Origin of the sequence: Fictibacillus fluitans (assembly GCF_030418125.1) — a bacterium.
Lineage (GTDB): Bacteria > Bacillota > Bacilli > Bacillales > Fictibacillaceae > Fictibacillus_C > Fictibacillus_C fluitans.
In genome coordinates, this window is record NZ_JAUHTR010000001.1 from 917645 (window position 1) to 943375 (window position 25731).

The following is a 25731-nucleotide window of genomic DNA, read 5'->3' on the forward strand; positions in this document are numbered from 1 at the left end:
TCTCTCCTTCAATCCTTAGAGTTTACTGAACGCTTCGTCGAACAAAACAGCCATCTTGATATCCGTCTGGGTCAGCCCATTTACACTCCAGGTGCTTAATTTCAGGGTAACCAGTTTGTAATTGATGGTAATATGCGGATGGTGCCGAAAGCTCTCGGCAAGCTGTCCTACTTCACAAACAAATTCAATTCCATCCAAATAGTTGTCAAACTTGTACTTTTTCACCATCCATTTTCCCGGAATCAGCTTCCATTCGGGATATCTGGAGGCAAATCGGTCGATCTCCTGTTGGGTAAGCAGTTCAGCCATTTCTGTTCTTCCTTTCCTCGCCTATAGTAAAACTATACCTCTCGATGAATTGAAACGTCAAAATATTCGGTTAACACAGCTGTTTTATTTCCTTGTTTAATTATGCTAAAATTATATGTTGATTAAATCTAGCAGATATGAGGGATTGCCGTGAACATTGTAGTGAGCACACTCAATGCAAAATATATTCATACCTGTCTGGCCCTCAGGTATTTAAAAGCGTACAGTGAACCTGACTTTCACGTAGAAATGGCCGAGTATACCATCAAGGATCCCGCGATTAATATCGTCAGTGACCTGTATATGAAAAAGCCCGATGTCCTGGGCTTCAGCTGTTATATTTGGAATATCGAAGAAACCATAAAAGTAATAGAGATGATCAAAAAGATCAGCCCCCAAACCGCCATCGTTCTCGGCGGCCCGGAAGTTTCATATGATGTAGCCCACTGGCTGGATCGTATTCCGGATGCTGATTTTATCATCGTCAATGAAGGGGAGATTTCCTTTAAGCATTTTCTCACTGAACATTCAGGAGAACAGCGCTATGAAAAAGTTGCCGGGCTCGCCTGGAGAAAAGACGGAAAGCCAACGATCAACCCGCCAAGGGAGAAATTGGACCTTAAAACGGTCGCAACTCCTTACCGGTTTGAGGAAGACCTGGATCAGCTGTCCAAGCGGGTAACCTACTTTGAAACGAGCCGGGGATGTCCATATTCCTGTGCCTTCTGTCTTTCTTCCATTGAAGTTGGTGTACGGTACTTTGACATCCAGAAAGTAAAAGACGATCTTATCTTTCTGATGGACAACGGTGCCAAGACCATTAAGTTTGTCGACCGTACGTTCAACATCAAGCGAGATTATGCTCTGGAGATGTTTCAATTTCTCATTGAAAACAGAAGACCTGGCGTGGTTTTTCAGTTTGAAATTACAGCCGATATCATGCGTCCCGAAGTCATTGCCTTTTTGAATGAACATGCCCCTGTTGGACTGTTCCGGTTTGAAATCGGCGTTCAATCAACAAACGATCATGTCAACGAGCTCGTCCAGCGGCGGCAGAATTTCGAGAAACTGACACGGACCGTTATGACCGTTAAAGAAGGCGGAAAAATTGCTCAGCATCTGGATCTGATTGCCGGATTGCCGGAGGAGGACTATAACTCTTTCCGAAAAACCTTTAATGATGTATTCGCGTTTGGTGTGGAAGAAGTACAGCTTGGATTTTTGAAAATGCTGCGGGGCACCGGCCTGCGCCTGACTGCCGACCGCCATGATTATACCTATATGAACCACTCACCATATGAAATTCTGGGCAATAATGTGCTCAGCTTTAATGACATTATTAAAATTAAGCGCGTGGAAGACGTTCTCGAAAAATACTGGAATGACCACCGTATGGACACCACATTAAACTACTTAATTTATCAGGTGTTTGACTCTCCATTCGACTTCTTCCAGGAGTTCGGGGACTATTGGGAAAGCAAAGGCTGGTCCAGAATCGGCCATCAGCTGGAGGATCTGTTCGCCCGCCTGAAAGAGTTTTTAACCCAGCGCGGCAGCCATAATGAGATTATTGAAGCTCTAATGAAGTACGATTATTTCTCACGGAAAAAACATCGGCCGCACCGTTCATGGTGGGAAGAAACACTTTTAAAAAGCGATCTTGAGCACTATCACCGCTGGCTGAAGCATCATCCTGAGCGTATTTCTGACACATTCAAATCATACAGCCTGAGTGAAAAGGATCTAATGAAGCACACCGTACTGGATCTGGTGCCGTTTGACCTTAACTATTATTTAACAACCGGTGAAATAAAAAAAGACCAGGTTTTATCCCTGATCTACTATCCTCCCAAAACGCACGAACCTGAGCACTACAGCATTTCTTTGGACCAGATTGAGCTGGAGGAACGCTCTTTGCTTTAAGTTAAATAAGGATGCCCGATTATTATTGGGCATCCTTTTTTGTACTCTGAACAGAATTTTTTTCTTTTGTATCGGCCTTCTTCGTTTCGTAGGTAAAAACCTCGGTATTTTCGGTCAGATAAGGAGTCGGATTGGAAACGACACTGCTGGTATACTTGATGCCTGATTTGATTTCAATCCAGGAGCCATATTTCAAGCCTGGTTTCACAGGAACTTTTTTCAGGTAACCCTTTTCCACCGTATAGACGAAGGACTTTTGTTTTTCCTTCATCAGTGCTGTTTTCGGGATAACAACCGCGTCTTCCTTAATTACAGGCTTCAGCTCAATCTTTACAGCCTGTCCCGTTTTAAAAGGATGTTCCCCGTCCAATTTGACGGTAAAAGGAAAGATGGCCTTTTCTTTTACTTTCTTTGCCTGCTGGAATTCGGCCAGGGTTCCCTTCCATTTTTTCCCCGGCAATGCCGGGGAAGAAATGGAAGCTTTCTCACCGGTTTGGACAAGCATGGAATCTTTTTCAGCAAGCTCTCCATTAACCTGGACATCATCCGTGGAAACCACTTCTACGACCGGCAAGTCCGTATCAGGCGCTCCCTGAATAACCGACTTGACCACACCCGTTGTATTACTCTTGATTGAGAGGTTTTCCTTCTCTTCATTCAGCTGGGTCAGCTGTGTATCAACGGCTGCGGCACGAGTTGTTGCGAGCTCGCTTTTCATCGCTGCTTCTGATTGTTCTTTTTCCAGATCGGCTTGCTTCTTCACGGAATTTGGATCATCTGCCGGCAACGCATCCGCCTGGCTTTGAAGCTCTGTTTGCATTTCCTGATAGTGTTTCTCTTTAACAGTATATTCTTCTTTTCTTTGTTGAAGTTCCGCGATCTTATCGTCGAGCTCAGCATTTCCATAGACAAACAGTACGGTGCCAGGCGTAACTTCATCTCCCTCTCTTACGGCTATTTCTTTCACATAGCCCAGCTTTTCCTGGACGAAAAATTTTTCATTTTCTGAAGGAACAACGGCTCCCTCTGCGACGATCGTTCGTTTAATATCCATTACTCTTGCCGGGGCAAGGTGAACGTTCTGCGCTCTGGCAAAGGCACCCTTATCCTTGGAAAAAATCCAGATGTTGAACGCAAGCAGCAATAGTACAAACACGGCAAGACCTGTCATCAGAATTCTTTTTCTCATGTTGAGTGCCTCCATTATAGCGTCAGCTGGCCATACTGCAGTGCATGGGTTAGTGAGGACAACAGCATAAACCCTATGTATAAAAGCGATACAGCAGCAAATACGTAAGTTTTCGATTTATAGCTTGCTTGTTTTAAACCGGCATAGGTCAAATAAAAGGCCCAAATGGTAAATACCGACAAAAAGGCAAGCATCGAGATTAAGAAAGCATTATTGGAGAAATAGTTAGCTGCCACTCCAAGGCTGAAAGGACTCCATACTTCATCCGTATTCAGCAGTCCCTGAAAAGGAAGCTTCAAAACAGCGGAGATCAAAAATACACTATACACGACAGATTGAAGGATAAAAAGCTTTTTAAATCCTACATCCCTGAAAAAGGGAAGAAACACAATCGCCATAAAAGCAACGGCAATGACTGGTTTTACCAAACCGATGATAAGTCCTGCTACGAATAAGAGGTATTCGCTCGCCTCCATCTTGGTTTCCGACAAATGAACGTCCTTGACGATAGGCATATCCAGCAGATGGTCTGCGGAAAGAAAGTAACTTATTGCGGTAATGAGGGCACTTACGATACAAATCATTAAAAAACGCAGAAAAAAACCTTCCGTTTGGTTAAAACGGCGGAAATAACCAAATTGCTCCCTGGGCTTAACCAGACTTTTTAATAGATGCACTTCACCCGGCAACGTATGGTCCCCCTCTACTTCTTCTTTTTTTCTCCATCATATCACAATTTAACCCAATATTTTGTCCTGATTTGGCAAATTACGTAATTTTATTGTTACAAACTGTAACTTTTTGAATGATTTTTAGCAATCGACATAAACTAACAATAAGACGAACTTCAACTAGGAGTGCATTATCATGAAATCGAGGAAAAAATGGTCACAGCATCTATATAAAACACCACAAGATCGTCCCATTTCAGCTACCTCCTCATTATCTGATAACGTGGATTATTTGCAACGCTCTTGCTTTTATACAGATGACCTGATTACAAGAAACCTTCCATATAACAATAATAAAGCAATGATTTTGTACCTCGTTTCACTTAGCGATGTTGAAAAAATACAAAAGGCAATCGTTGAACCTTTGCTGTTGTTAAAAAATTGCTCTGTAGAAGAAGCTGTTCCTGTAAATTTTAAAAAGACCAACAATTTAGTCGAAGCTGAATTTGCCTTGAACGCTGGACAATGCCTTCTTGTTTCAGAAGGAAGTGAGACAATATATATCATTGATACATATATACCTGTAAAAAGGGCGATAGAGGAGCCAGGAAATGAACAAGTAATCAGGGGATCTCATGAAGGATTTGTCGAGCACATGCAAACCAACCTTCATATGATCCGAAAGCGGATTAATCACCCGAATTTTACAGTTCGGCAATTTATAGTTGGCCGTCTTACGAATACGAAGATTTCTGTTTTATATATAAATAAACTTGCAAAAGACGAATTGATTGAAGAGATCGAAAGGAGAATCCGATCCATCTCTTCTGATTCCATTCAGACACCTGGTTTCATCGAGGAATTTATTGAAGATACACCATTTTCTCCCTTCCCCCAAGTATTGAACACTGAACGGCCAGACCGTGTAGCAGCGAATCTTCTGGACGGGAAGGCCGCAATTCTAATGGAAGGGAGTCCCACAGTTCTCATTGCCCCTGCCACTTTTTTTTCGTTGTATCAATCACCGGATGATTATAATACACGTTCACTCGTTGGATCCTTTTTCAGATTGATCCGGCTTGCCAGTTTTATTATTGCCATATTAGTCCCTGCTTTTTATATTTCTCTTATTTCGTTTCATTACGAAGTCATTCCTATAGATATGATTTTTTCAGTTAAATCCGGGTTAACGAATGTTCCTTTTCCACCACTGATCGAAGCAGCCTTTATGCAAATCACGCTTGAGCTCCTTAAGGAAGCCGGCATACGGCTCCCTAGACCGATTGCACCTACCATTGGTATTGTAGGAGGGCTTGTTATCGGGAACGCCGTGGTACAGGCTAACCTGGTGTCCAATATTATGATTGTTGTAGTGGCCATTACGGCTATTTCATCATTTGTTGTTCCGTCCAACGAAATGAGCACCGTGCTTCGCATTCTTGGATTTCCATTTATGATCGCCGCAGCCACCTTCGGGTTTATAGGCATCGTATTTGCTCTCATGCTCCTTCTTATGCATCTGTGTAAACTAGAGTCTTTTGGTTCTCCTTATTTCGCACCATTTGCTCCAATTAATTGGAAGGACATTAAGGATACGATTATCCGGGTACCCCGATGGAAAATGAATACACGTCCAAAGGATGCTCATCCTAGTATAGAAAAAAACGAGTACTACTCAAGGGAATGGAAAAATAATGATAAACAAAAATGATACCATTACACCTCTGCAAAGCAGTTTACTCATCGTTCAGTCACAAGTAGGGGTGGGTATTCTTTCCTTGCCTTATTCCGTTCATGCAATAGCTAAGCAAGATGCATGGCTTTCCACATTTCTTGCTGGTTTTATCGTCAATGGATTCATTTGGCTCATAATCCTGCTGGCAAAGAGATTTCCAAGTCAGTCCCTGTTTCAATACACCCCCCAACTTTTTGGGAAGTGGGTTGGAAATTCGTTATCGCTCATGTACATTATTTATTTTATTTTAGTCGGCAGCCTGATCTTAACCTTATACTTAAATGTGATCTATAAATGGGTCTTTGATGAAACACCTATTTGGGCCACATTGCTGCTCATGGTTCTTATTTCTATATATCTGGCAAAAGAACCGCTGCGAGTCATTGCCCGTTTTCACGGATTTGTTACCGTTTTAATCCTTGGATTAATTGGGATGGTCGCCTATTCCTATATCACGATAGATATTCGTTACATATTACCGGTAGGCCAATCCGGCATCTTGAATATCTTTAAAGGTTCAAAAGAAGCTGCCATTTCTTTCTTAGGTTATGAGCTTCTTCTTGTCGTTTTTCCATGTATTTTAAATGGCAGAAAGTCCGCACTAAAGGCCGCAACCTATGCCAATCTGTTTGTTACTCTGTTATATGGTTTTGTTGTTTTTACCTCGCTGATCGTATTCAGCCCCATAGAAATTGAACTTGTTCCTGAACCCATTTTATACATGCTAAAAGCGTTTTCTTCCCGGGTGGTGGACCGGATTGACTTGCTTTTGCTTTCCATTTGGATGGTTTGTGTAACCACCTCTTATGTAACCTATATTTATTTGGGCGGAAAAGGAATTCAAACCCTTTTTTCACTAAAAAAACAAAGTACTGCAGTTATTATTGCTGCTTTTCTCACGTATTGGATCCCTCTATTTCTACAAGGTGAAGTAAAGATAGCGGCCTTTAGCAAGTATGTCTCAAATATAAGCTACATATTTACCATTGGTATCCCTGTCTTGCTTTTACTTATTTCTCTTGTATTTCATCGAAAAAGTAAGGAGCAGAGCTTATGAAAATAACTTGCATTGTACTGGTGCTTCTTTTGCTTGCCGGCTGCTGGGATCAGAGACTGTTGAAGAATGCCCGGCTCATTTATTCTGTTGCGATTGACCTTAAAGATGATGGAAAACTTTTTTCATCCGTCACCATCCGAAGTGTTCAGGAATCGGGCGGCGGCCAAGGCGGCAGTGTCCCGGTCAATGATTATTTATCGGCAACGGGGAACACACCGAGACAAATGAGACAAAACATGGACAGCAAACTATCCGGTGAATTTGAAGCTTCAAAAAACAGAATGATCTTGCTTGGAGAAAAGCTGTCATATCAAGACATCTACCCGATTCTGGACATTTTTTACCGGGATCCCAAAAGTTCCCTTGGAGCATCAGTAGCAATTGTCGATGGCAAGGCGGACGAAATTACACGTATGAAACAAAAAGATGAAGTACTGATTGGTGAATACGTATTTACCTTGCTAAAAAGCGGAGAGCGAGATACCTATATTCCTAAACAAAATGTTCAAACCATATGCCCTATTCTTTTTGATCCCGGCAGAGATCTGGCTCTTCCCTATATCTATAAGTCGCATTCTGAAATTCCCACTGTTGGGATAAAGGGACTTGCGCTCATGGAGAACCATCAATACAGCGGTGTTTATTTAAATAAAACAGAATCCAGTTTAATGCTGTTGATGAGTAACCAAAAAGGAAAAATCGCCCGTTTTACGAAAAAAGTGAAACCATCAGAAAAGAACCGGATCAGTCAATATATAACGATTGATGTTTTGGATGAGAAAGCAAAGTTACAAATCCAAAAAACAGCTTCAGGAAAAATAAGGGTTCATGTTCCACTTCAATTGAAAGTTGAAGCCATTGAGTACCCTATCGATCATCTTATAGATAAAAAGACTGTTCTTGCTTTGAACAAAAAGTTGTCTGGTATTCTGACCAAGGATGCGAACCGTACTCTTAACAAAATGCAAAAAGCCAATTCAGACACGCTGGGTATTGGCCGTGAATTGATGGCATACCATCCCGATCTCTGGAATAAAACCGACTGGGAAAAAGATTACCCCGAAATTGACCTTTCCGCAAAAGTTACGGTAAATATTGTGGATCACGGAATCATCAATTAAAAAACGCACTTGGTTAATGACCAGGTGCGTTTTAGCGTTTTTTCTATGTTTGTTCGATGGCTACCCTGCTGCCGTTGCCTTCTCCGTTGGCCGGAGTCACTATCAGCTTTTTCGTCAGCCTGGCTTTTAACTCGGGAACGTGTGATATAATGCCGACCGACATGGCATTCATGTGAAGTTTCTCCAGTGCCGTAACGACCGTATCCAGCAGTTCCTGATCAAGCGTTCCAAAGCCTTCATCCAAAAAGAAAAATTCCAGCGGGTATTTGCCTCTCAGCTGAATCTGGCTGGAAAGCGAAAGCGCCAGCGCCAGTGAGGTCAGGAATGTTTCACCGCCGGACAACGTGGATACCGGGCGCTTCACTCCGCCATTGGCATCATCTCTGATAACAAAACCGTTGGACGAATCAACCTCAATGGCATATCTTCCCCTGGTGAGCTGTCTGAGACGATTGGACGCATCTCTGGACACCTGGATTAATTGTTCCTCAGCTACATACTCCACAAAACTGTTGCCCCTGAACACGGCTTGAAGTTTGCCAAGCGTCTTCAGCTGGTCTTCTGCTTTCTTTCTTTCCTTTTCCAGCATTTGATAACGCTCATGCTTGGTTTCTAGCGTTTTGTGATATTGTCCTGTTTCACCCAGTTGTTGGACAGCATGGTGCAGCTCTTCTTTGACAGCCTTCAGTACCGAGCTCAAATTGTTCCATTGCTCTTCTGTTAAGGTCCGTCCGTTCAGCTGTCCCAGCAATTTTTCTTTTTCCGAGGCATTCCGCTTGCACCCGTCAAAGTGCTTTTCAATTTTCGTCTGCCATCCTTGCTGCTCCACACGATTTGCTAAACTTTTTCTGAGGTCCTGCATATCCGCAAAGGGAGAAGAACTTCTTTTTTCCTCCCAAAGCGCCAGGGCTTCTTTTTTCCGTTGACTGCTTCTTTCTTTTGCATCCTGCGCAGAACGCCAATCCTTATCCAGAAGATGATAAGCATTGATTGCCTGCTGGCGCTTTGTTTCCAGCTGCTTTACCTGTTCTGTTAGTTGTGTGAGCCTGCTTTCTGTGGCAGCAAGCAATGATTTGCATGTTTCATCCCCTGCGATCCGCTTCACTTTGACGCGCAGAGCACGGCCGTCTTCGCGCAAACTCGCAAGTTCCGATTCAAGTATTGCCATGTTTTTTTCAATTGCTGCACTCTGCTGTCTGCACGTTTCAATGATTTTTTCTTTTTCTTCAATAAATGGAACGGATTTAACTAATCCTTCCTCAATTTTTTCCCGCTGGGCATCGAGTGTGCGAATGCGCTCTTTTTCTTTATTCACTTGATCAATTGGCAGCTCGGAAAATTCCTTTTGCCACTCATTTTGAAGGGCACCAACGGTTTTTTCTGCTTTTTCCAGCCTTTGACGTCGTTCCCGGGCTTCTTTTTCAGCAGTCGAAAGCTGGGCTTTTACCGTCGCTTCTATTGAAGAAAGCTCTCTGTATTCTGTGCCGATTTTTTTCACGGCTTCGTCTGTTTCAAGAACGTCCTGTCGCAGCTCTTTTACCTTATTGACCGTTTGGGTCATCCATTCTTCCAATTCTCGGATTGATTGAGGAAGAGTGGGCGGAGAATGGGAAGAGAGGCTGCTGGCAGCGGCTTCAGGTTCCTCCATATAGTGCTGAAGGTTCTCTGATAATCGTTCCAGGGTGCTTTTCATCATGTAGATCTCTTTTTCCAAAAAGCCTGCCTGTTTTTGGACTTCCCTGACCTTGCTGATTTGTTGGACTGCCTCATGATCAGGTTCGTAGTGACCGATAGGATCGGGATGCTCGGTTGAGCCGCACACTGCGCATGGCTTTCCGGCTGCGAGCTGCTGTGACAGCCGGGATGCAAGCTCTCTTACCTGATCCTTTTCCCTTCTTTCTGTTAGCTGTTCTTCAAATTGACCTGCATGATAAGACAATTGTTCCTGGACATAACCAAGCTCAGACACCTCATGAAAAACCGCAAGAACCTTTGAACTTGATTGGTGAATTTTAGTTTCAAGGGTCTCTTTCCTGTCTTTAAACCGGTTATGCTCATCCATGGTAGTTTGATGGAGCAAATTGGCTTGATGAACTTCCTTTTGCGCTTCAGCTGCCTGCTTTGCTTCATACTCCATGTTCAAAGCTGCTTCTTGTGCCCTGTTGATTCGGTCCCGTTCCGTTGAAGAAACAATCGTTTCCTTCAATTGTCTCTGCAGTTCGTTCTGCCTGTCGACCGCTCTGTGCAGCAGCCTCTCAGCATCCTTTTGTTTGGAAACGACCACTTCAAGCTTCTGAAGCTGTCCATTCAGCTGCTGTTCCTTTTCACCTGCTGCCTGCTCCTTCGTTTCGGCTTCCTTTTCCATTTCGATAGCCGAGAGAAGCTGCTCACGCTTGGAAATAAGAGAAGGCTCATGTTCTTCTTTTTCTTTTTTTGCAGCTTCATACGTTTCTTGAGCATGATCAGAAATGCCTTTAGCTTCTTCGGCTTCCTGTCTTAATTCTTGTTCTTTTTTAGTACAAGCCTCTTCTTCCTTCTGAGCTTTTTCAGCTTCCTCGCCATATGGTTTCAATAAATCGGCAAGCCGTGCCCGCTCCAGGTTTTGTTCAAGCACTTGAATGTGGCCTGCGTTTTGCTGGAGACGTTTTTCTTCTTCTTCAACCTCTTTTAAATACTCTTGCGCCTGCCATACCTGCTTGTTCTTTTCGTATTTCTGTTCCTCTTCCTCAGCATGGCTCCTTTTGCGTTCTGCCTTTTCCCTTGCCTCTTTCCATGCTCTTTCAGCTTCATCCAAGGCTTCTTTGGATGCATCGCCCAGGCCCGCCTGCTCGGCAGCCAGATGTTCCATCGCCGTTTTGGACTTTTCCACACGCTTTTTTAGCTTTTGGTTTAATTGGTCTCCGTATTTTTCAAGCTGAAACAATCGCTGAAGCATTTGTCTCCGTTCTGCGCCCTTCAGGGATAAAAATTCTGCAAACTTGCCTTGAGGCAGAACAACCGCCCGGGTGAAATCTTCGATTGTGAGTCCCAGGAGCTCCTGAACCTGCTGGGTAACCTCCCGTTCCTTGTCTGCCTGCACTGTCCACTCACCGTTTTTCATGAAAAGGAGCCGGCAAGTGCTGGTACGGATCGTATGATCTCCGCTCCGCTTGTAGTTTCGCTCAATCTTGTATCGGGATAAGCCATCCTCCGCTCCCAATTCAAAGGTAAAGGCCACTGACAATGCGTTCTCGGCATGGTTCATAATTCCCTGTGTTCCGCCTGCTGCCCGCTCCACTTTGCCATACAGCGCGAGCGTTATCGCATCGAGTATGCTCGACTTGCCGCTTCCGGTCGGACCGAAAATACCAAAAACCCCGCCGCCGCAAAGCTGGTCAAATTCAATCGTCTGTTTTTCACGGAAACTTTGAAGTCCTGCCACCTGTAATCCTACGGGCCTCATTCTGCCGCGCTCCTTTCCTCATCCTCGTCAGAGATCAACTCGAGAAACAAGGACAGTACGTTCTCGTCCGGCACTCCGCCCCCTGTTTGCCGCTCATAGAACGTTTTGAACAGCTCATCAATGGGGAGGTTTTTTTGCACCGACCGCTCCTGCTTCTGTGCGCCTTCAAAAACGGGTTTAATATGAATAATTCCTTTATGCGCTTTCCGGATGGCCTGAATATCCTCCATGGCAATGCTGTCTGTTACCGTAACCGACAAATCTACCCACGCTTTGCCCGGACAAATTTCTTCCAGCCATTGATGGACATCTGCTATTCCGTTGGCATGATATACGACTAAAGGCTGGCCGCATGTGAGGGGTATTTCTCTGACAGACGCTTCCTTTCCCGGTTCGAGATCCACTATGGTTACAGACTTTGTATGCCCCGCTTCAGAAAAACTGTAACTCAGCGGGGAGCCGGAATAACGGGCGGCTGTTTTTGCCCTCTTGACATTTTGCGGACGGTGAAGATGCCCGAGCGCAACATATTGCGCCTTTTCGGGAAGTGTTTCTGCCGCAACGGTATAGGCTCCCCCAATATGTACGGGACGCTCAGAGTCACTTTCGTTGCTTCCTGCAACATACAAGTGACTCATCGCAATATTTACGGCCCCGGGATCAAATTCTTGAACCATCCTGTTAAAGTACTGCCCGACCCAGTTGTCATATTGATTCCGCAAATGCAATTCCTCTCCCGTATCTGACAGAACTTCCTTCAGACGGGATTCCGACGGATAGGGCAGCGCACAAATATTGAGCCTTTCCTGTGTTCTTTCAATTCCGTAAGAATAAAGCTGCGTTGTCGGAAGACCCACAAGTGTGATCCCAAGGTTCCCGGACAACGGAGAAGAAGCTGCCAGCCGGTCAGGATGATCATGGTTTCCGGCAATGGCAATCACAGGACGCCTGCCACGGTCACTGAGCCTGGCCATTCCGTCATAAAACATTTGCTCCGCCGCCGCGGGCGGATTTACTGTATCAAATACATCGCCTGCCATAATAATGGCGTCCACCTTTTCCTCTTCTGCAATCTGTACCAGTTCATCAAGGAACTGCTGCTGTTCTTCCAGCCTGCTGCGGCCTTCCAGCGTTCTTCCCAGATGCCAGTCAGCCGTATGAAGCAGCCTCATTGCGCATCCTCCTTTTCCCGTTAAAACTCTAGTTAACTTTTAATAAATGGCCCCCATCAAAGAAATACAAATAGCTTTCCTTCACAGGCTTCCTCAAAATCCGTTCAATGGCCTTGCTGTACAATTCAAGCTGGACCCTGTACCTTTCAAGCAGAACGTGCCTTGCCCCTTCAAATCCTCCTGGGAAACGGTTTGTAATGGCATCTGTTTTATAATCTATTAAGATAAAACCATCATCTTCAGGAACAAGACAGTCAATAACCCCTTGTACAAGGATTCTTTCATCACTGGCCATTTCACCCCGGCTCAAGGCGGCTTCCTCCACAGGAAGAGACATGTTAAATGGCATCTCCCGGACCACTTCCGGTGCCTGTACTACTTTTTTACCGATTTCCGTATCAAAAAAAGCCGAGATGGCGCCGACATCAATGTGATTGGCCTGTTCCCTTGTCAGCAGCTCCCTTACCACCATTTCTTCCAGCAATTCCTTTACAATATCGGGAGTCACCGATTGTGACAAATCCATATGCTGCATAACCGCATGCATGGCCGTACCCCGTTCGGCAGCTGTGAGCGTTTTTTCCTGCATGAACCGTGGACGGCTCGCTTGGGTGGAGGAAAATCCACCTGTCAGTTTTCTGCCATTGTATTCATCATCAATATATTGATACTGCCGTTTAAGCTCGGTCACCGACTGTTTGGACATGGTGGCGGTGGATGCCTGATGCTGGTACTTCCAGTTCAATCGCCGTTCCACTTCTCCTAGTTCCCTGGAATGGATCGCAACCGGTTCATAGTGCCGGATGGTTGAAAGAATATCTTCCTGAAGAGCTTTTCTTCCTTCACTCTCTTCTTCATATTGAGCGGCATCATAGGTCATAACCTTCCATTTAGCAGGATCTGTATATACTTCTCCCTGTCCGGTGTGCGCAGCTTGAAGCAGCTTTCTGAGCTCCCTGCCATCCTTATGGCGGATAACAGCACGGCCGATCCAGTCAAGGTACGTTTTCGCCTGAGAGCGTTCATAATCCGGCAGCACCCAGTCCCCGCTTTCCAAAACATCTGCCCATTGGCCAACAGACTTTTCCATGTCGTTAAGCGTACCGAGAAGAAAAAGCTTTTCCTTTGCCCGTGTCAGGGCAACATAAAGCACCCTCATTTCTTCTGCAAGCAGCTCCATTTTCTTTCTTCGCAAAATGGCCAGCTGAGGAAGGGTCGGATAAGCCACTCTATAGTTTGGATTGATATAGCGGGTACCCAGCCCCAGCTCTTTATGAAGCAGCACGGTTTCTTTGAGGTCCATCGTATTGAACTGCTTATTCAAACCCGCAGCAAAAACAACCGGGAACTCAAGGCCTTTACTTTTATGAATGGTCATCACCCGGACCACATCTTCCTGTTCTCCAAGCGCGCGGGCAGCTCCAAGGTCTCTTCCGCGGTCCTGCATCCTTTCTATAAAACGAAGGAAGCGGAAAAGCCCGCGGAAAGACGTTTTTTCATACTGCCTGGCACGGTCATACAGCGCGCGTAAGTTGGCCTGGCGCTGTTTTCCTCCAGGAAGGCCCCCGACAAAGTCAAAGTACCCTGTTTCTCTGTAGATCCGCCAGATAAGATCAGCGAGTGAGCCCTGTCGCGCAGCCTCTCTCCATTGGTCCATGCTGTTTTTAAAATGGGCGAGCCGGTTAAGAACATTTTCATCTTCCCCGCTGTTCAAATACTCGGTGAGAGCATCAAAGTAGGTTCCCTTGCGGTCGGCAAGACGCACGGATGCCATCTCATCTCCCGTTAACCCGACGATCGGCGATCGCAATACAGAGGCTATCGGAATGTCCTGCAGCGGGTTGTCAATCACCTTCAGCAAAGACAGCATGATATTTACTTCTACTGCTTCAAAGTACCCAGTCGACAGCTCCGCGTAGGCCGGAATCCCCTGCCGTTTAAATTCCTCCAGTATAATCGGTGCCCATGTGCTGGTGGCACGAAGAAGAATGACAATGTCCTTGTATTTCACCGGCCGCATTCCTCCGGTATTTTTATCAAGCACCTGATACGGCGCTTCTCCTTCAGTCCCGATGAGCTCTTTGATCTTTTCAGCCATCACCCTTGCTTCAAGGATTACGGTTTCACTGTCCGACTTTTCGCTTTCGCCGGTTGCCTCTCCGCCTTCATCCATTACTGGAGAGCTTTTATTGATCAGGAGAAGTTCAGCTTCTGCACTCCCTGCTTCAGGATAATATTCTGCACCGAAAGACAAGGCAGCTTCACTGCTGTATTCAATTTCGCCAACCGACTCATTCATGATTTGCTTGAAAATATAGTTCGATGCATCCAGCACCTCTGTTCGGCTTCGGAAGTTTTTTGCCAGATCGATCCGAAGACCTGAACCCTCACCCGGGAGTTTGCCAAATTGCTTGTATTTTGAAAGGAAAAGACCGGGCTCTGCAAGGCGGAACCGGTAAATGCTCTGCTTCACATCGCCTACCATGAACAAATTGCCCGGAGCTGTATTTCCTTTGCTCACAAGCCGGACTATCGTTTCCTGAACCAGGTTGGTGTCCTGATATTCATCCACCAGCACTTCCACAAAACGGTTCCGGTATTCCTGCGCTGCCGGGGTGGGCAGAGGATGCTCAATCGTTGAAGACGGCTGTTTCAGGATTTCCAGGCAAAAATGTTCCAGATCACTGAAATCCAGCAATCCCTTTTCCTGCTTTTCTCTTAAAAACCGGCGGCCGAATTCCTGTACAAGTTCAACAAGACATTTAACGACAGGCGCCATTTCCTCCAGATGGATTACATAGGATTCAGGCGGCCTGCTGAAAAGGTCATCTTTTATGGCAGTAACCCTTTTCTTCACCTGATCCCGCATTTTTTTCACGTTTTCTTTAATGACAGGATCCACTTCTTTTCCGCGGACCTGCTTCATCGTGGCGAACGAACCGTCACTGAATACATCATACAGGTGCTGCCACGATTGTCCCGCCGCTTCTTCCAGGCGTTTTAAATAGACGAGGTCATTTTCGATGGTCTCGCCATATGGCGCCGGCCCTTCCGGTGAACGGGCGGCTTTTAACGCTCGTTCCAGAACATTACCCAAACCGCTCAGCTGCATCGCAACATCCTCAAGCAGCTCTTTTGTCCAGGGCAGATCATCAATGTTCTCTGCTTTCACTTCATACTGGGCAGCCATTTGATTCAGCCAGAGATCCGGGTCCGGATGGCTTCTCGAAAAATCATACAGTTTCAGGATGAGGCGCTGCAGCTCTGCATCATTGCGATCTGAGCTGTAGGCATCGACCACGTTAAAGAATACCTGGTTATCTTCTTTGCTGTACTCCTCCTCAAACAGATCTTCGAGGACTTCCTGCTTGATCAGCTCCGCTTCTGTATCGTCGGAAATCCGAAACCCGGGATCCAGGTCAATCTGATAGTAATACTTTCTCAGCACTTCAATACAGAAGGAATGCAGGGTTGAAATAGAGGCTTTATTCAGCAACCCAAGCTGCCTTCGCAGATGAAGGGAAGCGGGATGGAGGGAAAGCTCCTTTTCAATCGCATCCCCGATCCTTTTTCTCATTTCAGCCGCTGCTGCATTCGTAAAGGTTACAATCAGCAGACGGTCGACATCCGCAATTTCTTGCTTGATCATCGTGATAATCCGTTCAACAAGCACCGCTGTTTTACCCGATCCTGCGGCCGCGGCAACAAGAATATCCTGTCCTCTCGCCTGAATGGCCTGCCACTGATCATCCGTCCACAGACTGTCTTTTGGCTTATCAGCAATTTTGATCATTCCTCTTCTCCTCCTTCCTCACGCATTTTGGCCAGAATTTCATCATCGCTCTCCTGCTTTAACAGGCGATACTGATTTTCTTCCAGTGACTGATCAAACTGGCATACCGACCTATAAGAACAAAATGTACAAGGCATTTTATTTTTCATTTGGTACGGCGCTATATCAATAACCCCTTCGGTAATGTCTGTGCCTACATCTTTGATCACTTTGCGGACATACCTGGTCATGGACGTGAAGTCCTCTTCCGTCGCAACCGATGAATGCGTCGGATGGAAACCTTTTGACGTCAGGGAAACAGGAATTATGTCCGATTTTTTTTCAAAGGCAGTATCCATCAGCTGAACGGTTTCCGTATCCGCCAGCACCAAACCTTTCATCTTAAACCGTTTGAAAAGCTCCTGCTGAATCTCTTCAAAGGTGAGCAGCTTCTTCTGTGACAATAACGGATTATGAATATGAAAATACAGTACTCCCGCAGGATGAGCTTCTTTTCCAAGCCAATCCACGGAATGGCTGATCACCACGTCCAGGTAGGTCAGCATTTGCAGGGCAATCCCGTAATACACTTCAGACAGGTTTAAACCGGTTGAGCTTGATTTGTAGTCGATGATCCGGAGCATCAGCCCTTGTGATCCTTCCGCTGAATCCACACGATCGATCCTTCCGATAATCTCCATGGATGTTCCGTTCGGAAGTGTATATTTAAGCGGCGGCAGCGGCTGCTGGTTTCCAAATCCCAGTTCAAGGCCAACCGGTGAAAACCCGCTCGCCCGCGCATGCTCGCTCAGCATATGGGAGGCTCTGCCCACGATATCGCTCAGTTTGTTTTTGATATAAAGATGGCGGCTCGTTGAAAGCAGAATCTGGCTTTGCAGTTTTAAAGCAAGACGATCCACCACTTCACCTGCAACTCTGTAGCAGTCCTTCATAGACAGATCACGCCAGCTCATCTGATGATTCCCCAGGTAATCGTCCATGTTCTTTAGCGCCGCATGAAAAAGCTGGCCGATATCGGGAGCTTCAAGCCGGTACAATCTTCGTTCCTGAAGTTTCAGCCCGTAGGAAAGAAAATGCGAAAACGCACACGAATTCTGAAGCTCCATTCGTGATACGCTCGCCGTGATCGCGTCGCCATATAATTCTTTCGTGACGGAAGAAGACAGCTTTTTCTCCTGGTTATAATAAAAAAGACTCCCAAGCACCGTTTGACCGAGCCGCTTCCATTGGTCTTGTCCCGTCGTCCAATTGTAAACATCCCACCACAGTCCTGAAATCGGGTATCCCTTCTTCCATTCCCGCAGCTGGGTGTTCAAATGGGAAATCGCTTTTTGGGGACGTTGAATGTATGAGAGGTCATTTCCGTACTCCGGGTCATTTTGGATGAAGCTTTCCGGAATCCCCGGAAAGAGCGACTTGACCCTGTTGATCACCATGGATGGAAGAAGGTTTTTCCCTTCTTCATCAGCAAGCGGATAATAGATATACAGCTTGTCCATCGCGTTCGTCAGTGACAAATAAATGAGAAACTGCTCATCAAGGAGCTGCCGCCTCGCTCCCGGGGCAAGCGCCACTCCGTTCTTTTCGAGCAGATCACGATCATCCTCAGAAAGGATGCCATCGTCCTTTGGCTTGGCGGGCAGTATTCCGTCATTGACACCAAGCACAAAATGGCATTTTACTCCCGAATAACGGGACCGGTCCATGGTGCCGGCGAGGACTTGGTCGATGGCCGGGGGAACGAGCGCGAACTTCAGGCTTTCCAAGCCGGTATCGAGCATTTTGATCCACAAATCGAGCTTAACCGCCTCGCTCCCTGTAATTTCAACCATTTCATCCAGGAGCTCAATAACCGCATCCCAAACCTGGTCATGCTCACGGGCCATCCGCAGTCTTCCTTCTTCCTGCGCTTTGCGGCTGAGCCGCTCCAATTTATCCGGAATGTGAAGACGCTCCAGGTAAACAAACAGCACTTCACAATAATCCCTTACCGTTTCCGCCTGTTTCAGGTCCCGGGAAAGCTTATCCAGCGGCGACACAATCATATACCGGACTTCATTCAGTACTTCCTGCTTTTGAACCTCTTCATCCGTCTGAACGAATTGATGCTCTTCAAGTGCCTGAAAACGCTGCACCTTCCATGGCTTCTTATCCTTCCACCGGGGACCCTGAATGCCATAAGCGAGGACATAGTTTTCCAGCTCATCCATTTCATGCCGAAGTTCAGTGAAGGTATACTCGCTGTTTTCCGGATACAGCAGATCCGTCTTCACAGCGCGGAATACAGATTCATACCGCCAATTCGCCGTGACCGTTTCCAGGGAGGAGCGGATCAATTCAATGAGCGGATGATGCAGCATTGGTTTCTTTTGATCCAGGAAGACAGGAATCTCGTACTCTTCAAAAACAGTTTCAATCAAATCCTGGTACTCATTCATGTTTCGGATGGAAAGGGCGATGTCTTTGAATCTATATCCCTTATCACGAACAAGGGTAAGAATTTCCCGTGCAGCTCCCTCCACCTCTGCACGACGGTTGACAGCTGAGGAAATGAATATATCATTTGAAAATCCAAATTCCAGCGCGGGCCGCTGCTCATACTGGCTTTCCAAATGGGCGAGCGACGGGCTCCCTTCAAACCTCGGGCACTCCTTCAAGAATACCGGCTCCTCTTCCATCACATTTTCTTCCTTTGCGATCTTGCGAATAACCGAGCAGGTCTTTTTTGGTGTGTAGAAAAGGTCGAGATCATGAGGATTTTCAGCGCTCCTGCTGTCATCAAGAGTCAGCGCCACGGTTACACGGCGGGCATGCTTAAGAAGCATGTTCAGCACTTCCAGTTCCTGCGGTGTAAACTGGTGAAAGCCGTCTATGTAAAAATCGGCCTGTTGGACGTATTCCGAGTGCGGAATCTTTTCAGCAAGAAGCCTTAAATAATCCTCATTGTCCATATATTTGTAAATTAGCGCCTTTTCCAGTTCACCATATATCAGGGCCAGATCAGAAAGTTTATCACGGAGCACACTTCCTTCCTCCCCACCCGAGAAACTCAGGAGAGTTTGTGCGTTCCATTCCAACTGTTCCGGATTCACACAATACCTCTTGAATTCCGTTATCATGGTTTCCATCAGCGAATAAAAGCCATTCTGTTCAGAAGCCTTTTTAAACACTCTAAGCTCCTGCTTTTTATTTTCTATAATCTTCCTCAGCATCATATTCATGCCCACACTTGTAATGTGAAGCCGCGTCATACCCCCGACATCGCCAAGGATCTTCCATGCCAGTCGGGAAAAACTGAACACCTGGGCACGCATCATTCCATCGAGACCAGGTGTTTTTGCCAATTCGTATTCTGATTGAAACGTCATCTGTTCAGGTACTAAATAAATAATCGGGGGGCCTTGGGGCTGTTCAAAAAGAGCATCTCTGATCTCTCCCAGACTGCGTTCCGTCTTCCCGCTTCCGGCCCTGCCGAGAATAAACCGCAAACTCATAAATTCACCTCTGTCAAACTGTTAATCTTATATCTATTATCTCATAAAACGGTCTGTAAAAGAATGATAAGGACGCTTCAAAAACCTGCTCCGTTGTCGGGTAAGGAGCAGGCGCTAACGTCTTCGTTTCCAATTTTTATACCATCTGTATCCGATCCGCACTGCATTTAAAACCGGGTAAGGAAGTTTAACCGGATATTTATATAAAAAAGGACGGTACACTTTATAGTAAGCTTTTCTTAAATCGTTCCATTTCGAGCATTTCTCACGTTTGCAAAAGTCAGAAACATCCACAATAATGCCACGGCCTTCCAGCAGCATAACGTTCTTGCCATGTACATCCCGGGGAAACAGACCAAGGCTCCGTGCGTACGAGAGGGCGTTATCCACATCCCGTATCACCATCTCCGGTATTCTAATTCCTTTATGGAGACAGTCAAACAGGGTTATTCCCTTGATTCTTCTGAGTATCAAATGACGTTCGCCATATCCGTAGCATTGAGAATAGGCAGGATGCTTTCCAAGTGTCTCATACACCAGGATCTCCTCCCGCAGACCTTCAGGATTCCTGCCGTAGATTTTAACCACGAAGTCCGGAAAACCGGGATGAAGAAAAACAGCTGCATAATTGCCGCAGCCCACCACTTTCCATGGGTCGGGATGAGAGAGCACTTCAACAGGATCGCCCGGGTCCCGGCTTACTATTTTTGTAACTTCCGTTAATTCCTCTGCCAGCTTCATATACGTTTTCATAGTTCACCTTGCCGATCATTCAGTTTCCCGTTATTTTCGCTCTACCAGCGTACCAAAAAGAAAGTGTTTCATCAGCAATTCTGCTTTATTTCGAAGGTGCACGTTGGGAAACCTCATGACTTCCTGATAGCCTCTGACAAAAATTTGATACTCGGTCATATCATCCACCGGTTTTCCATCGGCAACTTTAATTTTACGCTGCACCATCTCTTTTTTCACATCCCTCAGCTCAAAACTGATGGCGTTCATTACGTTCTCAACCAGCGTAATATAGGGCTGCCTTAATTTAAAAGATGACTGGGCGATCACTTTTAAATCCCGGTTGAAGATGGTCAGCAGCATAGGGTACATAATATACTTATCCACCAGTACGCGGTCCGTTTCATCACCATATAACATATTCCGCTTCCTCCATCCGCCTGAATCAAGCCGTGTTCTTAGCCACAGACAGGATATTCGATACCTTAAACGTCCGTATCTGCCTGCGCAGACAGCAAAAAGCGGTTAATGTTTCTTTGTCACAGGAAATGGGATAAACCCGGCGCTGAGTAAACTGGCCTCTGCCAGATTGATAAATGATCATAAAAGGATTCCGTTCAGAAACATAACGCGCCAGCATTGAATTCATAACAGCCACCGCCTTGTTCGTTATTTATTTACAGTATATGCGAACAAACGTTCTTTATGCAACTAGAAAAATATGCCTATCCTTCATAAGGATAGGCATATCGCTATGCTGCTCATACGTTTTGTAAAAACTTCTTTTGCTGCAGCGCCTGATGCAGGCTTCCGGCTATTGAAAACCCTTCAAAACTTATCCCTAAGGAAACCACCGTCTGGGCGAGTTCGGGGCGCATACCCGTCAATGTAACAGCCACTCCCAGGAGTTTCAGTGAAGTGATGACCTGAAACAGATTATGGGCAACCATGGTATCAATCACCGGTACACCCGATAAATCAATAAACAGGTGATCGATCTTCATCTCCACACATTCATTCAATACAATTTCCATAATAAGCTTCGACCGGTGGGTATCAATCGATCCGACAAGCGGCAGAATACCGACTGAATCCGTCAGGCGCACCACAGGAACCGAAAGCTCTTCCAGTGCTTCCCGGGCCATGCTGAGCAAATGATTGTTGTAGTCCACGTAGGCAACACTAAAGGAATAGACCACTTTATCCAGCAGTGGATCAATAATCTCTACAGCTTTCATCACCGTCTGACCCGTATACCCGTGCTTTGTCACTTCTTTACTGATGAAATCCAATATAGTTGTTCTGTAAAATCGTGTTGTATCAAGAGCAGTATCCAGCGACAATTGGATCTTCACCGCTATTTCTCCGCTTTTTTTGCCCCAGTCCAAAAACTTTTTTTCGGATTGGGCAAGGTCTGAAAACAGCGCCTCCCCTAAATAGTGAAACAGTTCGATTCTCCAATCAATCAAAAGCTGCTTTTGCTCATCATTCGGCGGATTGATTCCATTTTGGATTCTGTTTTTAGTAACAGTGGCCGCCAGTTCCTCTTTATGCTGTATAATGCAACTTCCAAGTTCCTTTAACTCTTTGTCCATAAATAACCCCTCATGTCTGGCTGTATGATTGTATCTTTCATCATACACTATTCCTGCCATCCAATAAAACTAAACAGAACAGAATGGGAAAATCTAGCTAACGCTGCTCTCTCGCCTGATCATATGTTCCAAGATACTCATCAATTTTTCCGTCATTCAACCAGGCGACCCGGTTAAACAGTTTGTTTAAAAAGTAACGGTCATGAGAAACAGCCGCTACCGTTCCGGCATATTCCTCAATCGCATCTTCGAGAACTTCTCTCGAATCAATATCCAAGTGGTTCGTCGGTTCATCGAGGAGCAGAAAGTTCACATCCTGATGGACCAGCTGGGCGAACCGGAGTCTGGTGTTTTCTCCCCCGCTGAGATCCTTTACCTTTTTAAACACATCCTGTCCGTAAAATAAAAACTTCGCCAAAAGATGCCTTGCCGTCCCATCATCAACAGCGACCGCATCACGAAAAGCAGATAGAACTGTATCTTCCGGCTGATAACTGATGCCGCTTTGCGAGAGATAGCCGAACTTAACGGATGATCCGACTTCGACTAATCCGGTGGTCTCGTGCTCCCCCATAATGGCTTTTAGCAGCGTGGATTTCCCTGTACCATTATTGCCCACGATCGCAACCTTCTCTCCGAACCTGATAAAAAGGTCAACCTGCTTTAAAACCTCTCTTTCTCCAACGGCCGTACCCATATCGATTAAAGCAAGAGCGTCTTTACCACTGCGGTCTTTCATTTGAAAGGCCATCTCTGCTTTTCTGCGCTGCAGGGTAGGCCGTTTGATCTTGTGCATCCGCTCGAGGGCTCGCTCCATACTGCGTGCACGTCGGTGCAGGTCACCATTGTCTCCTCTGACAGCCCATTCGCGCAGCCGTTTGATCGCTTCCTGCATTTTTTTAATCTGCTTCTGCTGCTCCTGATACTGAGCAAATTCAGCGAGAAGACGTTTTTCCTTTTCCTCTGAGAAGGCAGTATAGTTGCCGTGATAGAGGGTCAGCTGGCCATCCTCGAGATCATAGATCTTGTTAACCGTCCGATCCAAAAAATAGCGGTCATGGGAGATGGCCACCACCGCGCCCTTGTATTTTAGTAAATACTCCTCGAGCCATTCCATGGTACGCAAATCCAAATGGTTGGTCGGCTCATCAAGCAAAAGCAGGTCAGGCTCCTGCAGGAGAAGGCAGCCCAGTCCCACCTTCGTCTTTTCTCCGCCACTGATGGAGGTAAACGTATGGTCCTGAATTTCTTCCAGACCGAGCCCTTTTAGGATGCCGTTAATTTTGGATTCAATGGAATAGCCTCCCATCTCCTCGTAAGCCTCCTGCAGGCTGTAAAGCTGGTTCAGCCATTTTTGCAGTTGTTTTTCATCACAGTCACTTTTCATTTTTTCAGTTAAAGCATGGATTTTTTCCTGTATTTCACGCTGTTCGGAAAAAGACTTCATAAACACGTCGTACACCGTTGCATGAGCTGTTTGAACGGGTACCTGTTCCAGATAGCCCGCAGCCGCACCTTTTTTCAGGTGAATCTCTCCTTCATCCGGATGTTCGGCTCCTGTCAACAGTTTAAACAAAGTACTCTTTCCTGTGCCGTTACGGCCAACCAGGCCGATCCGGTCACCATCATGGACCTCCATGGATAAATTATTAAAAACCGCATGGCCGCCAAAGCTTTTTGACAGGCTGTTTGCAGAACATAGTATCATAGGTAACACTCCTTAAAATTGGTGGTTACCCATCCGAGTCAACCTAGCTGAAGCATCTTGCTGCACAGTTTTTTTGTGAATACAAAACAACCGAGTTTTTTGCCAAAGCAACAAAACCAAGTTTTTTGCAAAGCAACAAAACCAAGTTTTTTGCAAAGCAAAAAACCATGAGCAAGTACTCCTGCCCATGGTTCGTCCGTAATAAAAGGATGGGTATGGAAAAAACTTACTGATGTACGTTTATTGTATGAAAATTGGACAGACTTCTCCCGTTATCAGTCATTTCATGTGTTATCGAACGGACTTCAACTGTCAGCCAATCAACCATACAACGTACACCATTCAGCATCCCAAACCCTCCTTTCCTTTTTTTAGATACAATTATTATATCATCGTGAAAAGAATTTTATCAATAGCCATTTACAGAAAAGTTAATCTAGTCAGTCACTTGCCCACCATTGCTTTCAGCTCAGACTCAACGTCCTGGAGAAAGTGCAGAAAAGTCATTCGATGCTTCGTAAACGCACCCAGCAGATCGGTTCTTCTCGAAGGATCCAGCTGAAAATGGCCTCTTATCGTATGGTCCGGGACCCACCCATAGTGCCGGCACAGCCATGCGAAAAACCATACATACTGTTTATAGGCTTCTTTCCATACGATATTGCCTCCATAACACAATTCAACCCCTATTGCCCAGTCATTGGCATCAGAAGCAGTTTTCCTGACATGCCATGCTTTTTCACGCAGAGGGATAATCAACAGGATTTCCCGGTCATCAATAAATACATGAGGGGAAGCTTCCATATTTCTGCTGTTGAAATATCTGTAATTTTGCTGAGCCGTAGATCCCTCGTTTCCTGTCTCATGGACAACTGCATATCTTGGAATCCGGTTTCCTCCCGGCCGCTGCTTCCATCTCTGATCAAGCAGCTTAGTGGTCATTTCATATTTCTTTCCCATCCTCATCCCCCTTTTTCCCCTTTTACCTATAAGTAGGAAAAAAACCGAAAAAAGAGGCGTAAAAAAAAAGCCCTGGCTACATTTTTTTTATGTATCCAACGCTCTGTTCATGTATTCTCAATTTGCAGCAAAGACCAAGATCCAATAAATAATTCCCGCCAGAAATCCTATACCAAGCAATAAAAACCATAATGTGCTGTTTTTCATTGTCCAATTCCACCCCTGTTCATTTCCAATTCGAGAGTACCATATTAAAAAAGAGAAAAAAAGCGCAAATTCGGGCGATTTTGTGTCAAAAACCCATAAATGTTTGAGTAATTGCCGGGCAAAGTATACTATGTAAGTAAGAGTGTCGATAACTAATACTTATTAAAATGTAGAATAGGTGATTACTATGAATGATAACCGCACAAATAGAATCGCAGAACTCGAAAACAGCTTCCTGACTGTTTTTCGGACCTTTAGAAAAGACATCAACGACCTTTTCTCTGATGACGTGCCTTCTAATGAATTTGGTGTCCTTAATCTTTTAAAAGATAAGGAATACCTTACAGCCTCAGAGCTTGCTGGCGAAATGAAGGTCTCATCAAGCCATATTACAGGAGTAACCGACCGTTTAATAAAGAAAGATCTGATTACCAGGGAACGATCCCTGACCGACCGTAGAATTGTTTATGTGAAAATTACAGAAAAAGGTCAGGCAGTTGCTGAAAAGCTGTCAAAGATCCGCCATGATTATTATATAGAAAAATTCTCTGGGCTGTCCGATGAAGAAATGAAAAATATGATCGATTACTTAAACCGGATGGTGTCACAAGCGTAAAGAATAA

Annotated in this window: 19 protein-coding genes; 5 read left to right on the forward strand and 14 right to left on the reverse strand. The window is 45.4% G+C overall.

The features are described from left to right. Positions 1-15: 15 nt before the first annotated feature. Complete coding sequence (locus QYB97_RS04545) at positions 16-309, reverse strand: 4a-hydroxytetrahydrobiopterin dehydratase (RefSeq protein ID WP_301164740.1); 294 nt, start codon at positions 307-309, stop codon at positions 16-18. A gap of 156 nt (positions 310-465) precedes the next feature. On the opposite strand from QYB97_RS04545, the gene QYB97_RS04550 reads away from it, so the two are divergent. Next, positions 466-2232 (forward strand): B12-binding domain-containing radical SAM protein, encoded by a 1767-nt coding sequence (locus QYB97_RS04550; RefSeq protein WP_356948166.1) that lies wholly within the window; start codon positions 466-468, stop codon positions 2230-2232. A gap of 22 nt (positions 2233-2254) precedes the next feature. Here QYB97_RS04550 and QYB97_RS04555 read toward each other — a convergent pair whose 3' ends face one another. Both QYB97_RS04555 and QYB97_RS04560 read right to left on the reverse strand, forming a co-directional pair. After that, complete coding sequence (locus QYB97_RS04555) at positions 2255-3421, reverse strand: efflux RND transporter periplasmic adaptor subunit (RefSeq protein WP_301164742.1); 1167 nt, start codon at positions 3419-3421, stop codon at positions 2255-2257. Positions 3422-3435: 14 nt separating this feature from the next. Next, positions 3436-4110, reverse strand: a complete 675-nt coding sequence (locus tag QYB97_RS04560; protein ID WP_301164743.1) for a YIP1 family protein — start codon at positions 4108-4110, stop codon at positions 3436-3438. Between the two features lie 178 nt (positions 4111-4288). Between QYB97_RS04560 and QYB97_RS04565 the strand changes: the two genes are divergently transcribed. Genes QYB97_RS04565 through QYB97_RS04575 form a run of 3 tightly spaced genes read left to right on the forward strand, consistent with a single transcriptional unit; the run spans position 4289 to position 8005 of the window. Then, positions 4289-5803: a spore germination protein gene (locus QYB97_RS04565; protein ID WP_301164744.1), complete on the forward strand. Its 1515-nt coding sequence runs from the start codon at positions 4289-4291 to the stop codon at positions 5801-5803. After that, positions 5787-6884 (forward strand): GerAB/ArcD/ProY family transporter, encoded by a 1098-nt coding sequence (locus QYB97_RS04570; RefSeq protein WP_301164745.1) that lies wholly within the window; start codon positions 5787-5789, stop codon positions 6882-6884. Before QYB97_RS04565 ends, QYB97_RS04570 begins: the two co-directional genes overlap by 17 nt. Next, positions 6881-8005, forward strand: a complete 1125-nt coding sequence (locus tag QYB97_RS04575) for a Ger(x)C family spore germination protein (protein ID WP_301164746.1) — start codon at positions 6881-6883, stop codon at positions 8003-8005. The genes QYB97_RS04570 and QYB97_RS04575 overlap by 4 nt, the downstream gene beginning before the upstream one ends. A 43-nt stretch (positions 8006-8048) precedes the next feature. On the opposite strand, the gene QYB97_RS04580 is transcribed toward QYB97_RS04575, so the two are convergent. The 11 genes from QYB97_RS04580 to QYB97_RS04630 all read right to left on the reverse strand — a co-directional run bounded on the left by QYB97_RS04580 (position 8049) and on the right by QYB97_RS04630 (position 24901). Then, positions 8049-11447 carry an AAA family ATPase gene (locus tag QYB97_RS04580; protein WP_301164747.1) on the reverse strand — a complete coding sequence of 1133 codons (3399 nt, stop codon included), beginning with the start codon at positions 11445-11447 and terminating at the stop codon, positions 8049-8051. After that, positions 11444-12619, reverse strand: a complete 1176-nt coding sequence (locus QYB97_RS04585) for an exonuclease SbcCD subunit D (protein ID WP_301164748.1) — start codon at positions 12617-12619, stop codon at positions 11444-11446. Before QYB97_RS04585 ends, QYB97_RS04580 begins: the two co-directional genes overlap by 4 nt. 28 nt (positions 12620-12647) lie before the next feature. Further along, positions 12648-16412 carry a helicase-exonuclease AddAB subunit AddA gene (addA, locus tag QYB97_RS04590; RefSeq protein ID WP_301164749.1) on the reverse strand — a complete coding sequence of 1255 codons (3765 nt, stop codon included), beginning with the start codon at positions 16410-16412 and terminating at the stop codon, positions 12648-12650. Then, positions 16409-19906, reverse strand: coding sequence for a helicase-exonuclease AddAB subunit AddB (gene addB, locus QYB97_RS04595; RefSeq protein ID WP_301164750.1), 3498 nt, complete (start codon positions 19904-19906; stop codon positions 16409-16411). Before addB ends, addA begins: the two co-directional genes overlap by 4 nt. Before the next feature lie 114 nt (positions 19907-20020). After that, positions 20021-20659, reverse strand: a complete 639-nt coding sequence (locus tag QYB97_RS04600; protein WP_301164751.1) for a protein kinase family protein — start codon at positions 20657-20659, stop codon at positions 20021-20023. A gap of 30 nt (positions 20660-20689) precedes the next feature. Further along, complete coding sequence (locus QYB97_RS04605; protein WP_301164752.1) at positions 20690-21058, reverse strand: YhjD family protein; 369 nt, start codon at positions 21056-21058, stop codon at positions 20690-20692. 25 nt (positions 21059-21083) lie between these two features. Further along, a complete protein-coding gene (locus QYB97_RS04610; protein ID WP_301164753.1) occupies positions 21084-21287 on the reverse strand; it encodes a WYL domain-containing protein in 204 nt (67 codons plus the stop codon). Between the two features lie 112 nt (positions 21288-21399). Then, on the reverse strand, positions 21400-22233 hold the full coding sequence (locus QYB97_RS04615; protein WP_301164754.1) for an STAS domain-containing protein: 834 nt from the start codon (positions 22231-22233) through the stop codon (positions 21400-21402). Positions 22234-22330: 97 nt separating this feature from the next. Next, entirely contained in the window at positions 22331-23941 is a 1611-nt protein-coding gene (gene abc-f, locus QYB97_RS04620; protein WP_301164755.1) for a ribosomal protection-like ABC-F family protein, read from the reverse strand. Positions 23942-24167: 226 nt separating this feature from the next. Next, complete coding sequence (locus QYB97_RS04625) at positions 24168-24290, reverse strand: hypothetical protein (protein WP_301164756.1); 123 nt, start codon at positions 24288-24290, stop codon at positions 24168-24170. Positions 24291-24385: 95 nt separating this feature from the next. Continuing rightward, entirely contained in the window at positions 24386-24901 is a 516-nt protein-coding gene (locus QYB97_RS04630) for a peptidoglycan recognition protein family protein (protein ID WP_301164757.1), read from the reverse strand. A 394-nt stretch (positions 24902-25295) separates the two neighbouring features. On the opposite strand from QYB97_RS04630, the gene QYB97_RS04635 reads away from it, so the two are divergent. Further along, complete coding sequence (locus tag QYB97_RS04635) at positions 25296-25724, forward strand: MarR family winged helix-turn-helix transcriptional regulator (protein ID WP_301164758.1); 429 nt, start codon at positions 25296-25298, stop codon at positions 25722-25724. Positions 25725-25731 lie beyond the last annotated feature (7 nt).